General features: G+C 72.7%; 20 protein-coding genes. 14 read left to right on the top strand and 6 right to left on the bottom strand.

Going from position 1 to position 20,646, the window contains the following annotated elements:
• Window positions 1-21: 21 nt before the first annotated feature.
• From DWB77_RS14070 to DWB77_RS14060, 3 genes are read left to right on the top strand one after another with little or no spacing between them, the layout of a single operon-like run.
• A complete protein-coding gene (locus tag DWB77_RS14070; RefSeq protein ID WP_246033523.1) occupies window positions 22-1,254 on the top strand; it encodes a cytochrome P450 in 1,233 nt (410 codons plus the stop codon).
• A 33-nt stretch (window positions 1,255-1,287) separates the two neighbouring features.
• Window positions 1,288-1,506 carry an MbtH family protein gene (locus DWB77_RS14065; protein WP_120721600.1) on the top strand — a complete coding sequence of 73 codons (219 nt, stop codon included), beginning with the start codon at window positions 1,288-1,290 and terminating at the stop codon, window positions 1,504-1,506.
• A gap of 24 nt (window positions 1,507-1,530) precedes the next feature.
• A complete protein-coding gene (locus tag DWB77_RS14060; protein WP_120727768.1) occupies window positions 1,531-2,466 on the top strand; it encodes an ATP-binding cassette domain-containing protein in 936 nt (311 codons plus the stop codon).
• Window positions 2,467-2,548: 82 nt separating this feature from the next.
• Here the strand turns inward: DWB77_RS14060 and trpD are convergent, their stop codons facing one another.
• Window positions 2,549-3,652: an anthranilate phosphoribosyltransferase gene (trpD, locus tag DWB77_RS14055; protein WP_120721599.1), complete on the bottom strand. Its 1,104-nt coding sequence runs from the start codon at window positions 3,650-3,652 to the stop codon at window positions 2,549-2,551.
• A 79-nt stretch (window positions 3,653-3,731) separates the two neighbouring features.
• Here trpD and DWB77_RS14050 point away from each other — a divergent pair, with 79 nt between their 5' ends.
• Window positions 3,732-5,147 (top strand): PLP-dependent aminotransferase family protein, encoded by a 1,416-nt coding sequence (locus DWB77_RS14050; RefSeq protein WP_120721598.1) that lies wholly within the window; start codon window positions 3,732-3,734, stop codon window positions 5,145-5,147.
• A 6-nt stretch (window positions 5,148-5,153) separates the two neighbouring features.
• Here DWB77_RS14050 and DWB77_RS14045 read toward each other — a convergent pair whose 3' ends face one another.
• Both DWB77_RS14045 and DWB77_RS14040 read right to left on the bottom strand, forming a co-directional pair.
• Window positions 5,154-5,756: an anthranilate synthase component II gene (locus tag DWB77_RS14045; protein WP_120721597.1), complete on the bottom strand. Its 603-nt coding sequence runs from the start codon at window positions 5,754-5,756 to the stop codon at window positions 5,154-5,156.
• Entirely contained in the window at window positions 5,753-7,264 is a 1,512-nt protein-coding gene (locus DWB77_RS14040) for an anthranilate synthase component I family protein (RefSeq protein WP_120727766.1), read from the bottom strand. Before DWB77_RS14040 ends, DWB77_RS14045 begins: the two co-directional genes overlap by 4 nt.
• Window positions 7,265-7,526: 262 nt before the next feature.
• On the opposite strand from DWB77_RS14040, the gene DWB77_RS14035 reads away from it, so the two are divergent.
• On the top strand, window positions 7,527-8,930 hold the full coding sequence (locus DWB77_RS14035; RefSeq protein WP_120721596.1) for a class II 3-deoxy-7-phosphoheptulonate synthase: 1,404 nt from the start codon (window positions 7,527-7,529) through the stop codon (window positions 8,928-8,930).
• Here DWB77_RS14035 and DWB77_RS14030 read toward each other — a convergent pair.
• The 3 genes from DWB77_RS14030 to DWB77_RS14020 all read right to left on the bottom strand — a co-directional run bounded on the left by DWB77_RS14030 (window position 8,902) and on the right by DWB77_RS14020 (window position 11,188).
• Complete coding sequence (locus tag DWB77_RS14030) at window positions 8,902-9,630, bottom strand: thioesterase II family protein (protein ID WP_120721595.1); 729 nt, start codon at window positions 9,628-9,630, stop codon at window positions 8,902-8,904. The two genes, DWB77_RS14035 and DWB77_RS14030, sit on opposite strands and share 29 nt — an antisense overlap.
• Window positions 9,631-9,821: 191 nt before the next feature.
• Complete coding sequence (locus DWB77_RS14025; RefSeq protein WP_120721594.1) at window positions 9,822-10,019, bottom strand: hypothetical protein; 198 nt, start codon at window positions 10,017-10,019, stop codon at window positions 9,822-9,824.
• A 164-nt stretch (window positions 10,020-10,183) separates the two neighbouring features.
• The gene (locus DWB77_RS14020) at window positions 10,184-11,188 is read right to left on the bottom strand and encodes an SMP-30/gluconolactonase/LRE family protein (RefSeq protein WP_246033521.1); all 1,005 of its coding nucleotides are present in this window, start codon (window positions 11,186-11,188) and stop codon (window positions 10,184-10,186) included.
• A gap of 131 nt (window positions 11,189-11,319) precedes the next feature.
• Between DWB77_RS14020 and DWB77_RS14015 the strand changes: the two genes are divergently transcribed.
• The 9 genes from DWB77_RS14015 (at window position 11,320) to DWB77_RS13975 (ending at window position 20,646) form a co-directional block, all read left to right on the top strand.
• Complete coding sequence (locus DWB77_RS14015) at window positions 11,320-11,766, top strand: MarR family winged helix-turn-helix transcriptional regulator (protein WP_174248554.1); 447 nt, start codon at window positions 11,320-11,322, stop codon at window positions 11,764-11,766.
• 43 nt (window positions 11,767-11,809) lie between these two features.
• Complete coding sequence (locus DWB77_RS14010; protein ID WP_120721593.1) at window positions 11,810-12,658, top strand: carbon-nitrogen hydrolase family protein; 849 nt, start codon at window positions 11,810-11,812, stop codon at window positions 12,656-12,658.
• A 144-nt stretch (window positions 12,659-12,802) separates the two neighbouring features.
• The gene (locus tag DWB77_RS14005; protein ID WP_162952528.1) at window positions 12,803-14,092 is read left to right on the top strand and encodes a DUF4190 domain-containing protein; all 1,290 of its coding nucleotides are present in this window, start codon (window positions 12,803-12,805) and stop codon (window positions 14,090-14,092) included.
• A 156-nt stretch (window positions 14,093-14,248) separates the two neighbouring features.
• The gene (locus tag DWB77_RS14000) at window positions 14,249-15,001 is read left to right on the top strand and encodes a GntR family transcriptional regulator (protein ID WP_120721591.1); all 753 of its coding nucleotides are present in this window, start codon (window positions 14,249-14,251) and stop codon (window positions 14,999-15,001) included.
• Between the two features lie 198 nt (window positions 15,002-15,199).
• Window positions 15,200-15,382 (top strand): SPOR domain-containing protein, encoded by a 183-nt coding sequence (locus DWB77_RS13995; protein ID WP_120721590.1) that lies wholly within the window; start codon window positions 15,200-15,202, stop codon window positions 15,380-15,382.
• A gap of 84 nt (window positions 15,383-15,466) precedes the next feature.
• A complete protein-coding gene (locus DWB77_RS13990; protein ID WP_120721589.1) occupies window positions 15,467-15,868 on the top strand; it encodes a (deoxy)nucleoside triphosphate pyrophosphohydrolase in 402 nt (133 codons plus the stop codon).
• A gap of 136 nt (window positions 15,869-16,004) precedes the next feature.
• The gene (locus DWB77_RS13985; RefSeq protein WP_120727761.1) at window positions 16,005-16,409 is read left to right on the top strand and encodes an ATP-binding protein; all 405 of its coding nucleotides are present in this window, start codon (window positions 16,005-16,007) and stop codon (window positions 16,407-16,409) included.
• A 166-nt stretch (window positions 16,410-16,575) separates the two neighbouring features.
• Window positions 16,576-19,113 carry a SpoIIE family protein phosphatase gene (locus DWB77_RS13980; RefSeq protein ID WP_120721588.1) on the top strand — a complete coding sequence of 846 codons (2,538 nt, stop codon included), beginning with the start codon at window positions 16,576-16,578 and terminating at the stop codon, window positions 19,111-19,113.
• Between the two features lie 507 nt (window positions 19,114-19,620).
• The gene (locus DWB77_RS13975; RefSeq protein ID WP_120721587.1) at window positions 19,621-20,646 is read left to right on the top strand and encodes a glycosyl hydrolase family 18 protein; all 1,026 of its coding nucleotides are present in this window, start codon (window positions 19,621-19,623) and stop codon (window positions 20,644-20,646) included.

Raw genomic sequence — 20,646 nt, 5'->3', positions numbered from 1 at the left:
CCAACGCCAAGGGGAGACGTCATGGCAGCACAGGCCATGTCCATCGCACCTGACCTGGACCGCATCGACCTCACCGACCCGGGGACCTTCGCCGGCACCGACCTGCGGGCCATGTGGGCCCGGTTCCGCGCCGAGCGGCCCGTCCATCTGCATCCGGCGACCGCGGGAGCGCCCCCGTTCTGGGTGCTCTCCCGGCATGCCGACGTCCTCGCCGTGTACCGCGACAACAAGCGGTTCACCTCCGAGCGCGGCAACGTCCTGGCCACCCTGCTCCAGGGCCAGGACTCGGCGTCCGGCAAGATGCTCGCCGTCACCGACGGACCGCGCCACCGCGACATCCGCAACCTGATGCTCAAGTCGTTCTCGCCGCGGGTCCTGGCGCCCGTCGTGGAAGGGGTGCGGCGGCGCACCGACGCGCTGCTCGACGAGGCCCTGGAGCGCGGCTCCTTCGACTTCGTCACCGACCTCGCCGACCACATCCCGATCAACACCATCGGCGACCTCATGGGCATCCCGGAGAAGGACCGCGAACAGCTCGTCCACTGGAACACCCAGACCCTGTCCCGGACCTCCTCGGAGCACGGCGCCGAGGAGGAGTGGCTGGCCCGCAACGAGATCCTGCTGTACTTCTCCGCGCTCGCCGCCGAGCGCCGCCGCCACCCCGGCGACGACGTGCTCAGCGCCCTGGCCACCGGCCTCGTCGACGGCCGCCCGCTGAGCGAGGACGAGATCGTCTTCAACTGCTACAGCCTGATCCTGGGCGGCGACGAGTCGAGCCGGATGTCGTCGGTCGGCGCCGTGCTGGCCCTGGCCGAACACCCCGAGCAGTGGCAGGCGTTGCGCGAAGACGTCGACCTGGAGACGGCCACCGAGGAAGTGCTGCGCTGGACCACCCCCGCCATGCACTTCGGCCGCCGCGCGCTGACCGACGTCGAGCTGCGGGGCCGCACCATCGCCGCCGGCGACGTGGTGACCCTGTGGAACAGCTCCGCCAACTTCGACGAGGACGCCTTCGTCGAGCCCGAGCGCTTCGACCTGGCGCGCACCCCCAACAAACACGTGGCCTTCGGGCACGGCCCGCACTTCTGCCTCGGCGCGTTCCTGGGCCGCACCCACGTCTCGGCGATGCTCGCCGCGCTGCGGACCAAGGTCGGCTCCATCGAGATCCTCGACGACCCCGAGACCCTCTACTCCAACTTCGTGTACGGCTACACCAGCCTGCCGGTCCGGCTCGGCCGGGCCCCCCGCGGCTGACGGCCCCCACCCCGAGAGAACGGAAGCGACGACATGGCGAACCCCTTCGACGACCAGGACGGCACCTTCCGCGTTCTGGTGAACGACGAGGCGCAGTACAGCATGTGGCCCGCCTTCGCGGCGGTCCCCGACGGCTGGACGGTGGTCCTCGAAGCGAGCCCGTACGCCACCGCCCTCGCCCATGTGGAGGAGCACTGGACGGACATGCGCCCGCGCGCTCTGCGGGAGCGGACCCAAGACCCGGCGCGCTGAGGGAACGGGGCGGCTGACGTGGAGATGGCCATCCGGGCGGAGGGCATCCGCAAGAAGTACCGGGGCGTCGAGGCGCTCTCGGGAATCGACCTGAACGTCCGGGCCGGCACCGTGCTCGGCCTACTCGGACCGAACGGGGCGGGCAAGACGACCACGGTGCAGGTGCTCACCACCCTGGTGCCGCCGGACGGCGGCCACGCCGAGGTGGCCGGCTACGACGTGGTGACCAGGCCCGCCGAGGTGCGCCGGCGGATCGGCCTCGCCGGGCAGTACGCCGCCGTGGACGAGGTGCTCACCGGGCACGAGAACCTGGTGCTCCTCGGAAGGCTGCTGCACCTCGGCCGCCGGGCCGCGCGGCGCCGGGCCGACGAGCTCCTGGAGCGCTTCGACCTGGCGGGCGCCGCGCACCGCCCCACCCACACCTACTCCGGAGGCATGCGCCGCCGCCTCGACCTGGCGAGCTGTCTGGTCACCTCGCCGCCCGTGCTGTTCCTGGACGAGCCCACCACGGGCCTCGACCCGGTGAGCCGGATCGCGCTGTGGGGTCTGGTCCGCGAGCTCGTGGACGGCGGAGTGACCCTGCTCCTGACGACCCAGTACCTGGAGGAGGCCGACCTTTTGGCCGACCAGATCGTGGTCGTGGACCGCGGCCGGGTCATCGCCGACGGCACGCCCGAGGAACTCAAGCGCAAAGTGGGCGGCGACCGCCTGGAGTTGACGGTTGCCTCACCGGGCGATGTCGGCGCGGTGCTCACCGCGCTCGGCCCCGCGCTCACGACCGCGCCGGTGGTGGACACCGAGAAGGGCCGGGTGTCCATCCTCCTCGACGACGGGCTCGGCGATGTCGCGGACGTGGCGGTCGCGCTGCGCGCGGCGGGCATCACGGTGTCCGACTTCGCGCTGCGCCGACCGACCCTCGACGACGTCTTCGCCGAGCTCACGGGAGGCCCGGCGGCATGAACACCCGAGGCGGGCCCGTCGGCGTCGACGCGCGCGACCTACTGGTGGCGGCGGGCCGGTGCGCGCCCGCCGCCTGACCCGCTCAGCCCTCGGCCGCGTACTTGGCGGTCACCGTCGTCCAGCGTTCCAGGAGGGCCGCCGCGGCGCCCGAGTCGAGCGCCTCGGCGCCCCGGGCCACGCCCTCGGCGAGCCGCTCCGCGACCGGGCGTCCGCTCGGGCGCAGAGCCGCGAGCCCCGCCGCCGCCGACAGCAGCACGGCATCCCTGACCGGTCCCCGAGCCCCGGCGAAGACCTCCCGGGCCACCCGCGCGTTGTGCGCCCGGTCCCCGCCGCGCAGGGCGCCGGGGGAGGCGTACGCGATGCCGAGGTCGCGCGGGTCGAACGTCTCGCGCCGCACCTCGGACCCGATGACCGACCAGATGGTGGAGGTAGTGGTGACCGTCAGCTCGTCCATCCCGTCGTCGCCCCGGAAGACCAGCGCCGACACCTCGCGGCGGGCCAGCACCTCGGCGAGCAGCGGCGCGAGCCGCGCGTCCGCGACGCCCACGGCCTGCGCGGTCGGGTCGGCCGGATGGGCGATCGGGCCCAACGCGTTGAAGACGGTACGGATGCCCAGTTCACGGCGGGGCGCGGCGGCGTGCCGCATCGCCGGGTGGAACAGCGAGGCGAAGCAGAAGGTGATGCCGGTCTCCTCGGCGACGGTGGCGACCACCTCGGGCTTCAGGTCGAGGGCCACCCCCAGCTCCTCCAGGACGTCGGCGGAGCCGCAGGCGGAGGAGGCCGAACGGTTGCCGTGCTTGACCACCCGGGCTCCCGCGGTGGCCGCCACGACCGCCGACATGGTGGACACGTTGACACTGTTCGAGCCGTCGCCCCCCGTCCCGACGATGTCGAGGGTGGGCCCGGGGACCTCCAGCGCAACCGCGTGCCGACGCATGGAGTCCACCAGGCCCTCGATCTCGCCGACGCTCTCGCCCTTGGCGCGCAGCGCCACCACAAAAGCGGCCAGGCGCGCCGGACCGACGCTTCCCGACATCACCTGGTCCATGGCCCAGGCGCATTCCTCGGTGCTCAAATCCCTTCGTTCCAGAAGCGAGTTCAGCAATTCCGGCCAGGTACGGCCCTGCGGCTCGGCAGTCACGGGGAATCTCCTCGAACGGCGCCAGTGGACGGGTGCACAAACCATTCTGTGCGGCGCGCACAGCGCCCTCCAGACCACTGGCCGACCACCCATACGGTCCAATTGGTGAAGGGGGGCGGGGCCGATGGCCCTGCACATGGCGGTGGAAGTGGTCCGGGATTCGTCGCACTCCCTGACCTCGCAGATCCAGGAATTCATCAAACGCGAAATAGCCCAGGGAATTCTGCACCCCGGCACCCGGCTGCCGTCCAGCCGCCGGCTCGCCGACGACCTGGACGTGTCCCGCAGCGTGGTCGTGGAGGCGTACGGCCAACTCGTCGCCGAGGGTTATCTGGAGGCGCTCCAGGGCGCGGGCACCCGTGTCGTGCGCCATCTCGGCGGTGAGCAGCCCGTGGTCCCCGCGCTCCTCGAAGAACCCGGCCGGGGCGGGCCGCGCGAGGGGGCGGCCCACCCGGTCCGCTGGGACCTCAGGCCCAGCGGCGGCAACCTGCCGGCCTTCCCGCGGCGCGAGTGGCTCGGCTGCTACCAGCGGGTCCTGCACCGGGCGGGCCCCGCCGAACACGACTACCCCTCGCTCGCGGGCGAGGCCGACCTGAGGCTCGAACTCGCCCGCTGCCTCGGCCGGTTGAGGGGGGTGCGCACCTCGCCCGCCCAGCTGATGGTGGTCGCGGGCTTCGCCCAGACGCTCGGTCTGATGTGCGCGGTGCTGCCGGTGATCGGCATCGACGCGCTCGCCGTCGAGGACCCGGGCCACCCGGGGCAGCGGCAGTTCGTGCGCGAGAGCGGGCTGCGGGCCGTGCCCGTGCCCGTCGACGCCGAGGGCATCGACGTCGCGGCCCTCGCCGCGTCGGGCGCCCGCGCCGTCCTGGTCACCCCCGGCCACCAGTTCCCGACCGGAGTCACGCTCTCCGCGCGCCGCCGCGAGGCCCTGGCCCGCTGGGCCCGCGATGTGGACGGCTGGATCATCGAGGACGACTACGACGGCGGCCTGTGGTACGAACACGGCCCCCGGCCACTCGCGTTGCAGCGCACCGACCCCGAGCGGGTCGTCTACGCCGGAACCGCGAGCAAGTCCCTCGCGCCGGGGCTGCGCCTCGGCTGGCTTGCGGCGCCCGCGCCCATGCTCGACCTCCTGCTGCGGGCCCGTGCCCGACAGGACCTCGGCACCGAGACCCTCACCCAGCTCGCCTTCGCCGAACTCCTGCGCACCGGCCTCTTCGACCGCCATCTGCGCCGCCTCAACTCCCTGGGCCGCAGCCGCCGGGAGGCCCTGGAGGAGGCGGTGCGCAGACATCTGCCCGGGGCCGCCGTGCTCGGCCGGGGCGCCGGCCTGCACGCCTATCTCCAGCTGCCCCGGGGCACCGACGAGGCGGCCCTGGTGGCCCGGGCCGGGCGCCGCCGCGTACTGGTGCGCGGCGCCGCGCCCTTCCACGCGGGACCCGGGCGCAGCGCCCCGGCCCTGGTGGTCGGCCACGCCCATCTGCCGCGCACCGGGGTCGCCGAGGCCGTGCGGGAGCTGGCGGCCGCGGCCCGCCGATGAGCCGGTTCAGGCCCGCGCGAGGGGCCGCTCGGAGCGCCAACGGGCGGCGCCGACAAGGAAGTTGTCCAGCATGGCGAGGCCGCCGGTGGTGGTGATGGACTCCGGGTGGAACTGCACGCCCTCGACCGGCAGGGTGCGGTGGCGCAGACCCATCACATAGCCGTGGTCGACGGCGACGGCCGTGGACACCAGCTCCTCGGGCAGCGGCTCCGCGACGATCAGCGAGTGGTAGCGGGTCACCTCCAGGGTGTGCCCGAGCCCCTCGAAGAGGCCGCCGCCGTCGTGCCGCACCGTGCTGGTGCGGCCGTGCATCACCTGGTCGGCGACCTCGATCCGGCCGCCGTGGGCCAGCGCGATCGCCTGGTGCCCCAGGCACACCCCGAGCAGCGGGACCCGCCCGGCGAACCGGTGTACCAGCTCCACATGGCCGGAGCGCGCCGGGTGTCCGGGGCCGGGCCCGAGCACCACCGCGTCCGGCTCGCGGGCGGCGAGCTCGTCGGGGCTGAGCGCGTGGGACCGTACGACCTCGGTGTCCGCGCCGAGGGTGCGCACGTACTGGTCGATGATGTGCACGAAACTGTCGTAGGCGTCGATCAACAGCACCTTCATGACGACAGCTCCTCACCGGTGAGCGCCCAGTAGGCGGCCCCCATCTTCGCCAGCGTCTCGCGCCACTCCGACTCGGGCTCCGACTGGGCCACCATGCCGGCCGAACTCTGGGTGGAGTACGTCAGGCCGTCGTACTCGACGGTGCGGATGGTCAGCGCCAGCTCGCTCCAGCCCCGCACGTCCACCAGGCCCACCGCGCCCGCGTAACCGCCCCGGGACTCCTGCTCCAGGGTGTCGATGATCTCCATCGCGCGGACCTTGGGGGCGCCCGTCATGGTGCCCGCCGGGAAGGTGGCGCGCAGCGCCTGCCAGGTGTCGACGCCCTCCTCCAGAGTGCCCGAGACCGTCGAGACGAGGTGGAAGACATGGGAGTACGTCTCCACCGCCATCAGCCGGTCCACCGGCTGGGTGCTGGGCCGGGTCACCCGCCCGATGTCGTTGCGGCACAGGTCGACCAGCATGATGTGCTCGGCCTGCTCCTTGGTGCTGGCGCGCATCTCCTTGACGCGGCGCTCGTTCTCCTCGTCGTCCGGGCCGCGCCGGGCGGTGCCGGCGATCGGCCGCATCGTGATCTCGTCGCCCTCGATCCGGTAGAACAGCTCGGGGCTCGCACCGATGAGGGTGCGCCCGGCGCGCGGCATCAGATACATGTACGGCGAGGGGTTGCGGGCTCGCAGCCGCCGGTAGACGTCCACCGGCTCCAACGCGGTCGTCACGTCGATGCGGTGGCCGATCTGGATCTGGTAGACGTCGCCGACCCTGATGTGCTCGAGGCACCGCTCGGCCCAGCCGAGGAAGGTCTCGCGGCTCACGTTGTCGCACACCGAGTTCGGCGCGGGCGCCTCGGGCACCGCGACCTCCTCGCCGTCGCGCCGCGCGCCCCAGGCGAAGCCCGCGGCGAGACAGACGTCCGCGCTGCGCGGCACGTCCACGAACGCCCGGCTCTCGGCGGCCAGTTGACGCACCGAGCCGTCGACCAGGTCGTACCAGACGGTGTCCCGGAAGAGCGTGAGTGTGATGTCCGGGCCGCCCGCCACCTTGGTGCGCCGGGGCAGCGTCTCCATGTGCCAGGCCGACTCGTAGGCGAACGTCGCCAGGAACCCGAAGGCGTACGACGTCGACGGGATGTCCGTCGCGACCTCGAACAGCTCCTGCGCCCCGGCCGTCACGTCCCACATCTGCTCGGCGCGGGCGAAGGTCAGCCGGTGCACCCCGCCCTCGACGGTGTGGTCCGCCATCCCGGCCGCCGCGGCCCGCCCGGCCAGCGCCCCGGCGATCCGCGCGGCGCCGTCGATCTCCAGGAAGCCGTCGTACACCCGGATCTCCGCGAGCCGCCCCGATCCGACGACGGCCCAGCGGCGGTCCGGATCGGCGCCGTCCACGCTCTCGAAAAGGAAGAGGTCGTCGGCGGCCAGGCTTTCCCGCAGCCGGACATAGAGATCGAGAGGGTCATGACGCGGCAGTGCCGTATCGGTGACCCGCACACCGATCGTGCTGAATTCCGGCATGGTGAACTCCTCCTGCATTCGGGACCCTGGGGGCTTTTCGCCGAAGCGGACCACTCGGCCACACCCAGCACATCAGCGGACCATCGGCGCTGCCAGACCAATTGGCGGCGCCCGGTACGGACCACTCGGGATTCGCTTGACCCCGATGGCCCGATGGGGCTGACCTGATATCGGCCCGGTTCCGGCGGGCCGTCCCGATCGTTTTCCCGTTCTCCGCTCGTCAGCCGCTCTCCCTCCTTTGTCCGCCCTTTCGGAGGCAGTCATGAGAAACAGCATCTGGGACCCCGCACCGCAGGCGTCCACCGACAGTGCCGCCGAATCCTGGCGCGGCCGGCCCGCGGCGCAGCAGCCCGACTGGCCCGACGCCGCCGAACTGCGCGCCGTCACCACCCAGTTGGAGAAGGCGCCGCCGCTGGTCTTCGCCGCCGAATGCGATCTGCTGCGCCGACGGATGGCGGCGGTCGCCCGGGGTGAGGCGGTCCTGCTGCAAGGGGGCGACTGCGCCGAGACGTTCGCGGGGACCACGAGCGACGCCATCCACGCCAAGCTCAAGACGCTGTTGCAGATGGCCGTCGTGCTGACCCATGCCACCGCCCTGCCCGTCGTCAAGATCGGCCGGATGGCCGGGCAGTACGCCAAGCCGCGCTCCCAGAACCAGGAGGCGCGCGACGGCGTGACCCTGCCCTCCTACCGGGGCGACGCGGTCAACGGCCCGGCGTTCACCGCCGACTCCCGCCGCCCCGACCCGGCGCGCCTTCGGACCATGTACGAGGCCTCGACCACCACCCTCAACCTGGTGCGCGCCCTGACCACCGGAGGCTTCGCGGACCTCGGTCAAGTGCACGCCTGGAACCGGGGGTTCGTGGCCGACTCGCACGTGGGTGAGCAGTACGAGGAGCTCGCCGACGAGATCGACCGCAGCCTCGCCTTCATGAAGGCGTGCGGGGTGGACACCCGGGAGCTGGGCACGGCCGAGTTCTTCGTCGGCCACGAGGGACTGCTCCTGGACTACGAGGCGGCCCTGACCCGCACCGAGGCCGAGTCGGGCCGCTCGTACGCCACCAGCGCTCACCTCCTGTGGATCGGCGAGCGCACCCGGGACCTGGACGGGGCGCACGTCGAGTACTTCTCCCGCATCGCCAACCCCATCGCGGTCAAGCTCGGCCCGAGCGCGGGACCCGACACGGTCCTCGGTCTGCTCGACCGCCTCGACCCGGAGCGCGAGGCCGGCCGGCTGACCTTCGTGGTGCGGGCGGGCGCCGAACGGATCCGGGACGTTCTGCCCACCCTGGTGGAGAAGGTGCAGGCGGAGGGGGCCCAGGTCTGCTGGGTCAGCGACCCGATGCACGGCAACACGATCACCGCCGCGAGCGGCCACAAGACCCGCCGGTTCGACGCGATCCTGGACGAGGTGCGCGGCTTCGTCGAGGTGCACGACGCGCTCGGCAGCCACCCCGGCGGCATCCATGTGGAGCTCACCGGCGACGACGTCACCGAGTGCGTGGGCGGCGGCAACGCGGTGCTCGCCGAAGAGCTGCACCACCGCTACGAGACGGCGTGCGACCCCCGGCTCAACCACACCCAGTCCCTGGACCTGGCGTTCCGGCTGGCCCGGATGTACCGCGAGCGGGGCCGGGTCAACACCCCGCCGCGGAGCCCTCGATGATGCCGAACGGCGGGTGGTGGGCCAGATAGAAGTGGTCCCCGGGCAGCGTCCGCACCGCGAAGGCGCCCCGGGTCGTCTCCCGCCAGGCGGACGCCTGGTCGAGGGTCACCCGGGGGTCGTCCTCGCCGACCAGCGCGGTGAGCGCGCACTCCAGCGGGGCCCGCGGCGCCGGCGCGTACGAGGAGAGCATCCGGAAGTCGGCCCCGATGTAGGGCAGGACGAACTCCACGAAGGCCGGGTTGTCGAGGAGTTCGGCGTCCGTGCCGCCGAGTTCGACCAGGGTCGCCGCGATGGAGGCGTCGTCCCAGCGCGCGTCCGGATCGGGCCGCATCAGATGCGGGGCCCGCGCCCCCGAGGCGAAGAGGTGGTGCGGGGCCAGGCGGTCGTCCGCGAGGGCCACGGCCGTCTCGTACGCGACGACCGCACCCATGCTGTGCCCGAAGAAGACGGTGGGCCGGTCGTCCTCGCGCATCAAGTCGGCGGCCTCGCGGGCTATTTCACGCGCCATCGGGATGAGCCGGCCCGCGGGCTCCTCCGCCATCCGCTCCGCCCGCCCGGGGTAGCACACCGCGTGCACCTCGAACCCGTCGAGCGCCTTGCCCCACTGCTGAAAGAAGTACGGCGACCCCCCGGCGTGCGGGAAGCAGACGACCCGCCGGGCCGCGAAGGGCCTCGGCGCGACGCGTTGTATCCAGACCATCGGGCCCCCAAGACCTGTGGCGCGTGCGGTCGCATACGCGCCGTCCATGATCCGATGCGGAGCTGACCGGGACCTGACCGGGGGCTGACGGGACTCTGACACAGGGCGCTCGGGCGCGTGGCGGGGGCGCGTGAAAGCGGCGCATCCGGTGCCGCGGATGCGCCGCTCACGTCTGGTCCGAGCGCGACGCGTCAGACGTCGTAGTCCTGGTCGAAGCGGTCCTGCTCCTCCTGCTGGGCGCGCCGGGTCTCTTCCTGGTCCCTGTCCTGGCCGGTCTCCTGGCCCGGACGGGCGCGGTCCCGCGCCTCGTCCTTCTTCGACCCCATCGCCTGGCCGGCTCGGTCCGCGAGATCCTGCGCCTTGTCCTGGAACTGGTCCTTGATGCCCATCCGGGTTCACTCCTACGGGGTGTGAGGGGCTGGGGGCCGGGGCTTCTCCCGCGGCTCCGCCGAGCCTCGACCAGCCTGGCACGGAGGGACATTCGCCGCATTTTCGGGCGTTACGGTCCGTGTTCGTCGGGCCCGGACGGCTCGGTGTCCGGGCTCGCCGGCGCTCAGAAACCGCGGACGTACGCCACGGTGAACGGCGTCCGCGGGGTGCCCGGGCCCATCGGGCCGCCCTTGTCGAACTGGGAGCGGACCACCAGGGCGCGGCCCCCGGTGTGCACCACGGTGGTGGGGATCTGGAGGGAGTCGTCCGTGATCCGGCGTTCGAGCCGCGCCGACGCACCGTCCGGGGAGAGGTGCCAGCGGGTGAGGGTGTTGCTCTTGTTGTGCACCGCCCACAGGGTTCCGTGGGCCAGCTCCAGGCCGTCCCCGTTCACCAAGTCGCCACCGTGGAGCGCCACTTGACGTACCGAACCGTCGTGGAGGTCGATGCGGTAGAGGCCGCCGCCGGTCATGTCGACGGTGAGCAGGAAGCGGCCCGCCGGGTCGGCGACGATGCCGTTGAGGGTCAAGCTGCCCGACGGGTGGGCGGGGACCGTGCCGGACAGGTCGTGGGCGACCCTCAGCTCGGCCCGGCGGCCGTGCGCCTCGGCGCGGGCCAGCTCGGCCGGGGTGACCCGGTAGACGACGGGCCTGGTGCTGTCGGTGACGTACGCGGTGCCGTCGGGCCCGATGGCCAGGTCGTTGAGGAAGTGGGCGTCGGTGGGGGCGTCGAAGCGGGCCAGCAGGGCGCGGGTCCGCGTGTCGTACACGGTGACGGCGGCCGTGGAGTCGATCACCCACAGCCGGCCCGCCCGGTCGACCTTCAGGCCGTTGGCTGTGTGCCGTCCGTCGACGCCCTCGGGCAGGAAGACCTGGGCGGCGCGGTGGCCGGGGAGGGCCCGGTAGATCGCGCCGGTCGTGTACGAGCCGACGTAGACGTCACCGGTGCGGGGGTCGGCGGCGATGCCCTCCGGGTAGGCACCCTCGCCGGGCAGCCGGAACGCGGTGGAGACCTGCGCGGCCCCGGCCGGCGCCGCCTGGGCCGTGCCGGTGAGGGGCAGGACGGCCAGCACGGCAGCGGCGGCGGTCAGGACGGCGGGGAGGGTGCGGCGCTGGATCGAACGGGACACGGTGGTGCCTCTCGGTCGGTGAAGCGAGTCGAATGGTCGAACGGGTATGAACGTAGGTTAGAGCTCTAACATTCGTCAACGGTCTTACCCTCGAATCGCTGCTCATCGTTGAAGGGTCGTAGCATGCGGAGATGACCTCCCTGCCCGCGGCCGAGCGGCTCGGCGCGCACCTCAAGCGGGCCGAGCAGGCCCTCAACGCGACCAAGCACGCGGTGCTCAAGCCCGCCGGGCTGACCGTGGCGCAGTACGCGGCGCTGCTGCACCTGGAGGAGAGCCCGGGCATCTCCGCGGCGGCGCTCGCCCGGCTGTGCGGGGTCACGCCGCCCACCATGAACACGGTCCTGAAGAACCTCCAGGAGCGCGGCCTGATCGAGCGCACCCCGCACACCTGGCACCGCAACGTCCTGGAGACCCGGCTCACCGAGGCCGGCCGCACCGTCATGGCGGACGCGGACGCGCGGGCGGTACGGGTCGAGCGGGCGCTGGCCGCCGAGTTCACCGACGCCGAACGGGAGGCCCTCATCGGCCTGTTGGGGCGCTGCGTCACCCTCCTGGAACAGGCCAGGCCGAGCGCCTGACCGGCGCCGGTCGCCGCGCGGACGCGCGATAGGGTCGAGGCCCGTGACCACCTTCGCCCTCCCCGAGGCGCCCCTTCGCGTCGCCGCCGCCCAGACCCGGTCCGTCCCCGGCGAGGTCGAGGCCAACGCCGCTGCCGCGGCCCGCACGGTGCGCGCGGCCACGGCTCGCGGCGCGCGGGTCGTGGTGTTCCCGGAGAAGTTCCTCAGCGGCTACGAGCCCGAACTGATCCGCGCGGACCCCGAGCGCTGTGCCGTACGCCCCGACGACTCCCGGCTCGCCCCGATCATCGGGGCCTGCCGGGACAGCGGGGTCACCGCCGTGGTCGGAGCGGCGGTGCGGGACGGCGGCGGCCTGTATGTGTCCGCGCTCGTCCTGGACGCGACCGGCTTCGCGGGACGCTACGACAAGCAGAACCTGTTCCAGCAGGAGCGGACGCTCTACCGGCCCGGAACGGCGGGCGCAACGCTCCAAGTGGGCGACTGGCGGCTCGGGTTGGGGGTCTGCTACGACTCCGGGTTCCCCGAGCACGCCCGCGCCGCGGCGCTCGACGGCTGCCACGCCTATGTGGTGGGCGCCCTGTTCGGCGAGGGCAACGGACACCACGAGTCCCGGATCTGGTTCCCGGCACGGGCGTTCGACAACACCATGTACGCGGTGCTCGCCAACCACGTCGGCGTGACCGGCGGTTGGCGCGCCTGCGGCGCCAGCGCGGTGTGGGGACCGGACGGGCGTCCGGTCGCCGAAGGCGGCCCCACCGACGAGGAGCTCGTCCTCGCCGACCTCCTCCCCGAGCGTCTGCGCGCGGCCCGCGAGGCGGAGCCGATGCTGCGCGACCTGCACCCCATGGCGGGCCGGCCGCGCACCCTGTTCGGGCCGGCCGCGACGGGCTGAGCCGGGGCCCGCCTCCGGGGCGGCGACGGCGGTCCGGGGAGGGGCCCATCCGGCGCGAGCCCGACGGCCGTTGCCCCGCGCGCACCCGCGTACGATGCGCATTCGCGCAACCGTTCGCACCGCCCGACGAGGAGCACCGCACCCGTGGAGATACCGCCGCCGCCCGCACCCGGGCAGCAGCCCCCCCAGCCGCAGCCGGGGCAGGGGTACGGCTCGCCCGCGCCGCACCACGCGCCGGGGGCACAGCCGGGTCCCTACTCGGGGCAGCCGATGAACACCGGCCAGCCGATGAACACCGGCCCCTGGTACCCGTATCCGGCCGCGCCGCAGCGCCCGCCGGTGAACGGCCTCGCGATCGGATCCCTCGTCGCGGGCATCGTGGGCTGCTGCATACCCCCGCTCGGTCTGATCCTGGGCGCGGTCGCGCTCGGGCAGATCAAGAAGAAGGGGCAGCGCGGCAAGGGCCTGGCCGTCACCGGCGTCGTGCTCTCGACGATCACCACGGTGCTGCTGGCCGTCACGATCGCGTCCGGCGGATTCGCCGACGGCTGGCGCGACTTCAAGGACGGCTGGAACGACTCCGTCGCCAACACCCGCGACACCGTCGACTTGCGCAAGGGCGACTGCTTCGACGTGCCGGGCGGCAAGCTGGAGCGCGAGGTGGCCTCGGTACGGATCGTGAGTTGCGCCGGCAAGCACGACGTCGAGGTCTCCGGATCGTTCCGTCTGAACAACACCTCCTACCCGGGCCAGAGCGCCATCGCGGCCCAGGCCGACACCAAGTGCCGGCAGCTGGGGCAGGCGTACGCCATGGACCGGTGGAAGGTGCCGGCCGAGGCGGAGACCTACTACTACACGCCGAGTTCGCGGAGCTGGGCGCAGGGCGACCACTCCGTCACCTGTGCCTTCGCCGCGGAGCACGGCAAGCTCACCGGCTCGGTCCGCAACGACGCCAGAACGCTCGACGCGGACCAGATGGCGTTCCTCGACGCCCTGAACGCCCTGGACCGCGTGATGGGCGAGGCCCCCGACGAGGACCGGGTCGAGGACGACCTGCCCGGGTTCAACAAGTGGGCGATCAAGGTCTCCGGCACCATGGACGCCTATGTCGGCATCCTGAGCAAGCACCCCTGGCCGTCCCGGGTCTCCGGCTCCGTACAGCCGTACATCGACGGCATGAGGACCGCGCAGAAGGAGTGGTTGAAGGCGGCTTCCGCCCTGGACGCGGACGGCTACTACCTGCACTCCGGGGCGGCGGACGCCGCGATGAAGCAGTCGGTCGAGATCGCCGCGCGCGGCGCCCTCGGCCTCGCCACCACTCCGCCCTCCACCGATGACCGCTCCGGCGGGGGCGGCACGGGCGGGGGCTCCGGCGGCAGTTCCGGCGGAAGCTCCGGTGGCAGTTCCGGAAGCGATGGTTCCAAAAGCGTCTGAGAGGGGCTCGGGAGGGGCAGAACGTACCCGCTGTACCGCGGGTACGCGCTGGGTAAGGGCGCTTCATCACTTCGGGTGATTGTTTGGCCTTTGCTTGCGGTCGCCAACCCACGGTTGCCACGCTGTTGCGGTCTGTCAACCTGATGGGAGTGGCCCGTGACTTTCGGTGAGCAGCCGGCCTATCTGCGTGTAGCCAGCGATCTGAGGCAGAAGATCGTGAGTGGTTCGCTGCCGCCGCACACCCGACTTCCCTCGCAGGCCAGGATCCGTGAGGAGTACGGGGTTTCGGACACCGTGGCCCTGGAGGCCCGCAAGGTGCTGATGGCCGAGGGCCTGGTCGAGGGCCGCTCGGGCTCCGGCACCTATGTCCGCGAGCGCCCGGTGCCGCGCCGGGTGGCCCGCTCCGGTTACCGCCCGACCAAGGGCGCGAGCCCGTTCCGGCAGGAGCAGGCCGAGGAGGACGCGCGCGGCACCTGGGAGTCGCGCAGCGAGCAGGAGGAGGCCAGCGCCGAGATCGCCAAACGGCTCGGCATCCGCCCCGGCGACCGGGTGATGCGCACCCGGTACGGATTCCGTGACGCGGGCGAGCAGATGATGCTCTCCACCTCGTGGGAGCCGCTGGCGGTCACCGGCCGCAGCCCGGTGATGCTGCCCGAGGAGGGCCCGCTGGGCGGTTGCGGCGTGGTCGAGCGGATGGCCGCGATCGACATCGTGGTGGACAACGTGGTCGAGGAGGTCGGCGCGCGCCCGGGGCTCGCGGAGGAACTCCTGGCGCTCGGCGGGGTCCCCGGCCATGTCGTCCTCGTCATCGAGCGGACGTACTACGCCTCGGGGCTCGCGGTCGAGACGGCCGACGTGGTCGTCCCGGCCGACCGCTACCGCGTCGCCTATCACCTGCCGGTCAAATAGCGGTCCCGGCCGACGGGACCAAAGGGGCGCGCCCACGGGGTGCGCCCCTTTTCGTATGTGCCGCCGTTGACCGAATTCGTATCTCTTTGTGTAAATCCATATCCGCTGAGTAAAGGTCAGGCGTAGGCTCGGGCATATGCGGATTGCGGTTTCCTGGGGACGGTTACTGACCTGCACGCCGATGCCGGGAGGGATGCGATGAACGACAGTGGCGCTGTGCTCAGCTGGCTGGTGATTCGTCAGGACGACAACGGCAACCAGTACCGCGTGGGCAAGTACGCCACCCAGGCCGAGGCCCAGCGCATCGCGGACAGCCTCGACGAGCGCGGCCACAAGCAGCTCTACTGGGTCGAGCGCATCGGCGCCCCCGCCCAGCAGTAGCCCCGCCCGGGCAGTAGCCGCCCGGCAGTAGCCCCGCCCGGCGGAATGCGGGCCCTCGGCGGCCCGCGCGTTACGCTCCGGCGCATGAACCAGACCGTGGTGGTGGCCGGGGCCGTGTACGACCGGGGGCGTCTGCTCGCCGCGCGGCGCAGCGCCCCGCCGGAGCTGGCCGGAGGCTGGGAGCTCCCCGGGGGCAAGGTGGAACCCGGCGAGAGCCCGCAGCAGGCCCTCGTACGTGAACTCCGCGAGGAACTCGGCATCGAGACCGAACCGCTGACCCGCATCGCGGGGGAGTGGCCGCTGGGGCCCGGCCTCGTCCTGCACGCCTGGACGGCTCGGCTGCTCCACGGCGAGGCCCGTCCGCTCCAGGACCACGACGCACTGCGCTGGCTCGCGCCCGAGGAGGCCGACGCCGTCGACTGGCTCCCCCAGGACCGCCCCGCCGTCGCCGAGGCCATGCGCATCCTCGCGGCCTGCCGTCCCTGACCTCCGCACAGTCGACGCCATGCCCGTTCCAGGGGGCGACAAGTGCCGCCATACGCCCCACTTGGGGATAGGGCGTACCAAATTCCGGGTATGTGCCTATTAATCGTTTTCAAACCCCCCGAACCATCGGATGCGGGTGATCGGCGTGATCGACACCTCGGGCGAGTGCGCCGAGTGGACCTTCCCTGCTGAACCGGGGGCCGTACGGACCGCCAGGCACGCCGTGCGAGGCGCCCTGCGCGACTGGGACCTGGACGCCGGGGCCGTGGACGTGGCGGTTCTCCTGGTCAGCGAGTTGGTGACCAACTCCCTGCGCTACGCCTCGGGGCCCATCGGGGTCCGGCTCGACCGGCTCGACGACGGCACGCTGTTGGTGGAGGTCTCCGATCCGCTTCCGGATCCCCCCATCGAACGCACCGCCGGAATCGAGGACGAAGGGGGCCGGGGCATCCAGCTCGTGGCCTGTTCCGCCCGGCGCTGGGGGACCCGCCGCGGCAGAACGGGCAAGACCGTGTGGTTCGAGCTCGCTCTGCATGGTTAGAAGGAGGGAGGGACGGACGATCACAACCGCGAACGGGAACCCGCCGAGAACGGCTGGAAAAGAACGAGACCGGGATGTGATCGTGAACGCCGTGTCGGTTGGGGCCGTAGTGCTGAATACTGCGGTCAAGGCCGGTCCGGTGCGGTGAGCTGGAGGGGACGGTCGTGTGAGCGAGATACCTGAGACGGCTGGCGATGTCGTGTGGCAGAGCAGCCCGCCTGGCTCGATCTATGACTACATCCGCGTCGCCTCGTTCTCGATCGGGCCGGACGGACTGATCGAGCAGTGGAGCCTGCGGGCCGAGGAGCAGTTCGGCCTGGCCGCGGCCACGGTCATCGGCCGCGACCCCGTCGAGGCCTTCATGCCCCCCGAGCTGCGCCCGCGCGGCCACCGCCGGGTCGCCGAGATCCTGGACGGCAAGGAGTGGACGGGCGTCGTCCCGTTCCGGATGCCGTCGCCCGAGGGCGGCGAACGCGCCCAAGGTCTCGCCGAGCTCTACGTCATGCCGAGCCGGACGGCCACCGACGAACGTGCCGCCCTCTGTATCGTCGTGGACGTACGCGCCCTGCGCGGCATCGAGACCGACCTGGCCGCCTCGCAGGCAATTTTTGGTCAATCTCCCTATGGCTTCCTGCTGTTCGGTACGGACCTCACCGTGCTGCGGGCCAACCGGCGTTTCGCCACCGTCTTCGGCGGCGCCCCCGAGGAACACCGCGGCCACACCGTCCACGACTACCTCAGCCGCCCCGAGGCCGACCGGATGGCCGCCGCGCTGCGCCGGGTCCTGGAGACCGGGGAGTCCGTCACCGATCTGCAAATCGTGGGCTCGGCGCCAGGCGGCTCCGACCACCGGCACTGGTCGATCAACCTCTACCGGGTGCACAGCGGCACCGGGCGGCCCATCGGCGTCGCGGGCCTGGGCACCGATGTGACCCGCCGTCACAACGCGGCCAGGGAAGCCGCCGACGCCCGCCGCAACCTCGCCCTCCTCAACGAGGCGGGCGCCCGCATGGGCAACTCCCTCGACCTGGAGACCACCGCCCGCGAACTCCTCGACATCACCGTCCCCGGCTTCTGCGACCTGGCCTCCGTCGACCTCTACCAGGCCCTGCTGGCGGGCGACGACCCCACGACCGGCAGCACCGACGGACGCGGCGAACTGCGCCGGGTCGCCTTCGCCAGCGCCGTCTCGGACGGCCCGCCCGCCGACGGCGAGGCCGAGGTGGGGGTGGGCGACGTCCACCGCTACCGGTTCCACTCCCCGTACGCGAGCGCCCTGCGCACCGCCCGGGTGCACACCGTGCGGGGCGCCGACGGCAGCCTCGTCCACACCACCCTCGCCGTCCCGATGGTCGCCCACGACACCGTCGTCGGCCTGGTGCAGTTCGCCCGGGCCAAGGGCAGCGAACCCTTCGGCGAACGCGACCGGGCGCTCGCCACCGAGCTCGCCTCGCGCGCCGCCGTCTGCATCGACAACGCCCGCCTCTACCGCAGGGAGCACGAGCGCGCGCTGATCCTCCAGCGCTCCCTGCTGCCGCCCGGCGACCCCGAGGCCGCCGGGCTCGACATCGCCTGCCGCTACCTTCCCGGCAGCGCCGAGTCCGAGGTCGGCGGCGACTGGTTCGACGTCATCGAGCTGCCGGGCCACCGCACCGCGCTCGTCATCGGCGACGTCATGGGGCGGGGGCTGCGCGCGGCCGTCGCCATGGGTGAACTGCGCACCGCCGTACGGACGTTGGCGCTGCTCGACCTCGAACCGGCGGAGGTCCTCTCGCACCTGGACGAGATCGCCCGGGGTCTTGGCGCGCCCGGCGGCAGCCAGCCCGCCTCCCGGGTCGCCCACAAGTCCCGCGACGCCGACCTGTCCGAGGTGTACCTCGCGACCTGTGTGTACGCGGTCTACGACCCGGTCACCCGGCGCTGTACGTTCGCCAACGCCGGGCACCTGCCGCCCCTCCTGGTCGAGCCCGGCGACGACCCGGGTGAGCCCGCGATGCTCCTCGACGTGCCGCCGGGGTTGCCGCTCGGGGTCGGCGGCGAACCCTTCGAGGAGGTCGAGGTCGACCTGCCCGAGGGGGCGCTGCTCGCCCTGTACACCGACGGCCTCGTCGAGTCCCGCGACCATCCGCTCGACGAAGGGCTCAACGCCTTCCGCAAGACCCTCACCGACCCCGACCGGCCCCTGGAGGACGTCTGCGACCAGGTGCTCGGCTCGCTCGACACCCGGCACGGCGAGGACGACATCGCGCTCCTCCTCGCCCGCATCCAGGGCCTGCCGGTGGACGCGGTCGGCGACTGGCGGCTGCCGCGCGAGCCCCGCTCGGTGGGCCGGGCCCGCGAACTCGCCCGTACGCAGCTGCTCGCCTGGGACCTCGGTGACCTCGTCGACACGACCGAGCTCCTGGTCAGCGAGCTCGTCACCAACGCGCTGCGCTACGGGGACGGGGAGATCCGGCTTCGGCTCCTGCGTGACCGCACGCTGGTGTGCGAGGTGTGGGACGCGGGGCTCGTCCAGCCGCGGCGGCGGCGGGCCCGCGACACGGATGAGGGTGGGCGGGGGCTTCAGCTTGTCGGGCTGCTCAGTGCGGCGTGGGGGGCGCGGCGGACGCCTCGGGGCAAGACGGTGTGGTTCGAGCTTGCCCTTCCGGACGGGTCAGCTCCGCCGGCCGAGCTGACGGAGGAACAACTCCTCAGCATGTTCTAACCCCGCCCGGCCCGACGCGGCTCCCCCTCGCCGGTGCGCACGCGACGTTCGCGCAGTTCCCCGCGCCCCTGGAAACCCGCTTTCGTCTGCGGCCCGCAGGTGGCTGGCCGCGCAGTTCCCCGCGCCCCTAAACCCTCTCGATCCTGCGGACCGTGCGGGCTTCTCGCGCAGTTCCCCGCGCCCCTAAACCCTCTCGATCCTGCGGACCGTGCTCGCTTCTCGCGCAGTTCCTCGCGCCCCTGGGTGGGCTGGTGGTGGGGGGCTGCCGTTGGTGCGGGGGACTGTTCGGTGGGCCGGCGGCGGTGCTGTTGGGGGCGCGGGGAACTGCGCGACCAGCCACCCGTGGCCTGCGGACGAAGGCGGGTTTTGGGGGCGCGGGGAACTGCGCGAGCGGCCACCCGCGGTCCGCGGACGAAGGCGGGGTTAGGGGCGCGGGGAACTGCGCGAGGGGGCAGGTGGGGGGGACGTAGCCTAGGGGGTGGACCTGGGGAGGGCATGGTGGGGCGGATGCGGCGGTGGTGGCAGGGCCGAGGGGGGCGCTGGACGAGGCGGAGCCTGACCGCGGGCACCCTCACCCTGGCCCTCCTGATCGCCGGCACCGGAGCCGCCCTGCGCGCCCAGTACGCCGGCGTCCCCGGCGAGGACACCAGAACCCGCGGCCGCGACGCGTACTGGCTCGGTCACGCCTGGGTCGACGGCCGCAAGACCGAGAAGGACCTCGACGCCTTCGCCGCCAAGGTGCGCGGCAGCGGCATCAAGGACCTGTTCGTCCACACCGGCCCGCTCGACCACGACGGCACCCTGCCCGCCGCCCGCTACCCGAGGGCCGCCTGGCTCGTGGCCGGCGTGCACCGCAGGCTGCCCGACGTCCGCGTACAGGCGTGGCTGGGCGACCAGTTGGCCAGTGAGGGCCCCGTCGGGCTGCGGCTCGGCGACGGCGCGACCCGCGCCGCCGTGGTCACCACCGCCCGCCAGGTTCTGGACCGCGCCCGCTTCGACGGCGTCCACTTCGATCTGGAGCCGCTGCCCTCGGGCGACCGGAACTACCTCGCCCTGCTCGACGCACTGCACGCACTGACCCGGCCGCGCGGCGCCCTGCTGTCCGTCGCCGCGCACCAGATAGACCCGCTGCCCGCCCTGCACGCGGCCGCGAGCGGACTCACCGGCCACGGCAAGTGGTGGTCGCAGGCGTACTTCGCCCAGGTCACCCGCCGCGTCGACCAGATCGCCGTGATGTCGTACGACACCGCCATGCCCGTGCAGAGCCTGTACGGCGGCTACGTCGCGCGCCAGACCGCCCTCGCCCTCCAGGTCACGCCCAAGGACACCGACCTGCTCATGGGGCTGCCGTTCTACGACGACGAGAGCATGAGCCACCACGGCTCGGCCGAGACCGTCGAGGCGGCCGTGCGCGGCGCCCGTCTGGGCCTGGCCCGCACCGACCGCCACCGCCGGACCTTCGGCCTCGCCCTGTACGTCGACTTCGCCGAGCGCGACGAGGACTGGGGGGCCTACCGCAGGGGCTGGAGCTAG

Origin of the sequence: Streptomyces hundungensis, assembly GCF_003627815.1 — a bacterium.
Classification (GTDB): Bacteria; Actinomycetota; Actinomycetes; order Streptomycetales; family Streptomycetaceae; genus Streptomyces; species Streptomyces hundungensis_A.
Note: the sequence above shows the minus strand (reverse complement) of the source record. Positions and strands in the feature narration are given on the sequence as shown.

Excerpts from the sequence above, each read along its gene's own strand:
- DWB77_RS14030 (WP_120721595.1), bottom strand. The coding sequence starts at position 9,630 with ATGGTCTGGATACAACGCGTCGCGCCGAGGCCCTTCGCGGCCCGGCGG.
- DWB77_RS14065 (WP_120721600.1), top strand. The coding sequence starts at position 1,288 with ATGGCGAACCCCTTCGACGACCAGGACGGCACCTTCCGCGTTCTGGTG.
- DWB77_RS14025 (WP_120721594.1), bottom strand. The coding sequence starts at position 10,019 with ATGGGCATCAAGGACCAGTTCCAGGACAAGGCGCAGGATCTCGCGGAC.
- DWB77_RS13990 (WP_120721589.1), top strand. The coding sequence starts at position 15,467 with ATGAACCAGACCGTGGTGGTGGCCGGGGCCGTGTACGACCGGGGGCGT.
- DWB77_RS14035 (WP_120721596.1), top strand. The coding sequence starts at position 7,527 with ATGAGAAACAGCATCTGGGACCCCGCACCGCAGGCGTCCACCGACAGT.
- DWB77_RS14045 (WP_120721597.1), bottom strand. The coding sequence starts at position 5,756 with ATGAAGGTGCTGTTGATCGACGCCTACGACAGTTTCGTGCACATCATC.
- DWB77_RS14040 (WP_120727766.1), bottom strand. The coding sequence starts at position 7,264 with ATGCCGGAATTCAGCACGATCGGTGTGCGGGTCACCGATACGGCACTG.
- DWB77_RS14015 (WP_174248554.1), top strand. The coding sequence starts at position 11,320 with ATGACCTCCCTGCCCGCGGCCGAGCGGCTCGGCGCGCACCTCAAGCGG.
- DWB77_RS14060 (WP_120727768.1), top strand. The coding sequence starts at position 1,531 with ATGGCCATCCGGGCGGAGGGCATCCGCAAGAAGTACCGGGGCGTCGAG.
- DWB77_RS14070 (WP_246033523.1), top strand. The coding sequence starts at position 22 with ATGGCAGCACAGGCCATGTCCATCGCACCTGACCTGGACCGCATCGAC.
- DWB77_RS14050 (WP_120721598.1), top strand. The coding sequence starts at position 3,732 with ATGGCCCTGCACATGGCGGTGGAAGTGGTCCGGGATTCGTCGCACTCC.
- trpD (WP_120721599.1), bottom strand. The coding sequence starts at position 3,652 with ATGGTTTGTGCACCCGTCCACTGGCGCCGTTCGAGGAGATTCCCCGTG.
- DWB77_RS13995 (WP_120721590.1), top strand. The coding sequence starts at position 15,200 with ATGAACGACAGTGGCGCTGTGCTCAGCTGGCTGGTGATTCGTCAGGAC.
- DWB77_RS13975 (WP_120721587.1), top strand. The coding sequence starts at position 19,621 with ATGCGGCGGTGGTGGCAGGGCCGAGGGGGGCGCTGGACGAGGCGGAGC.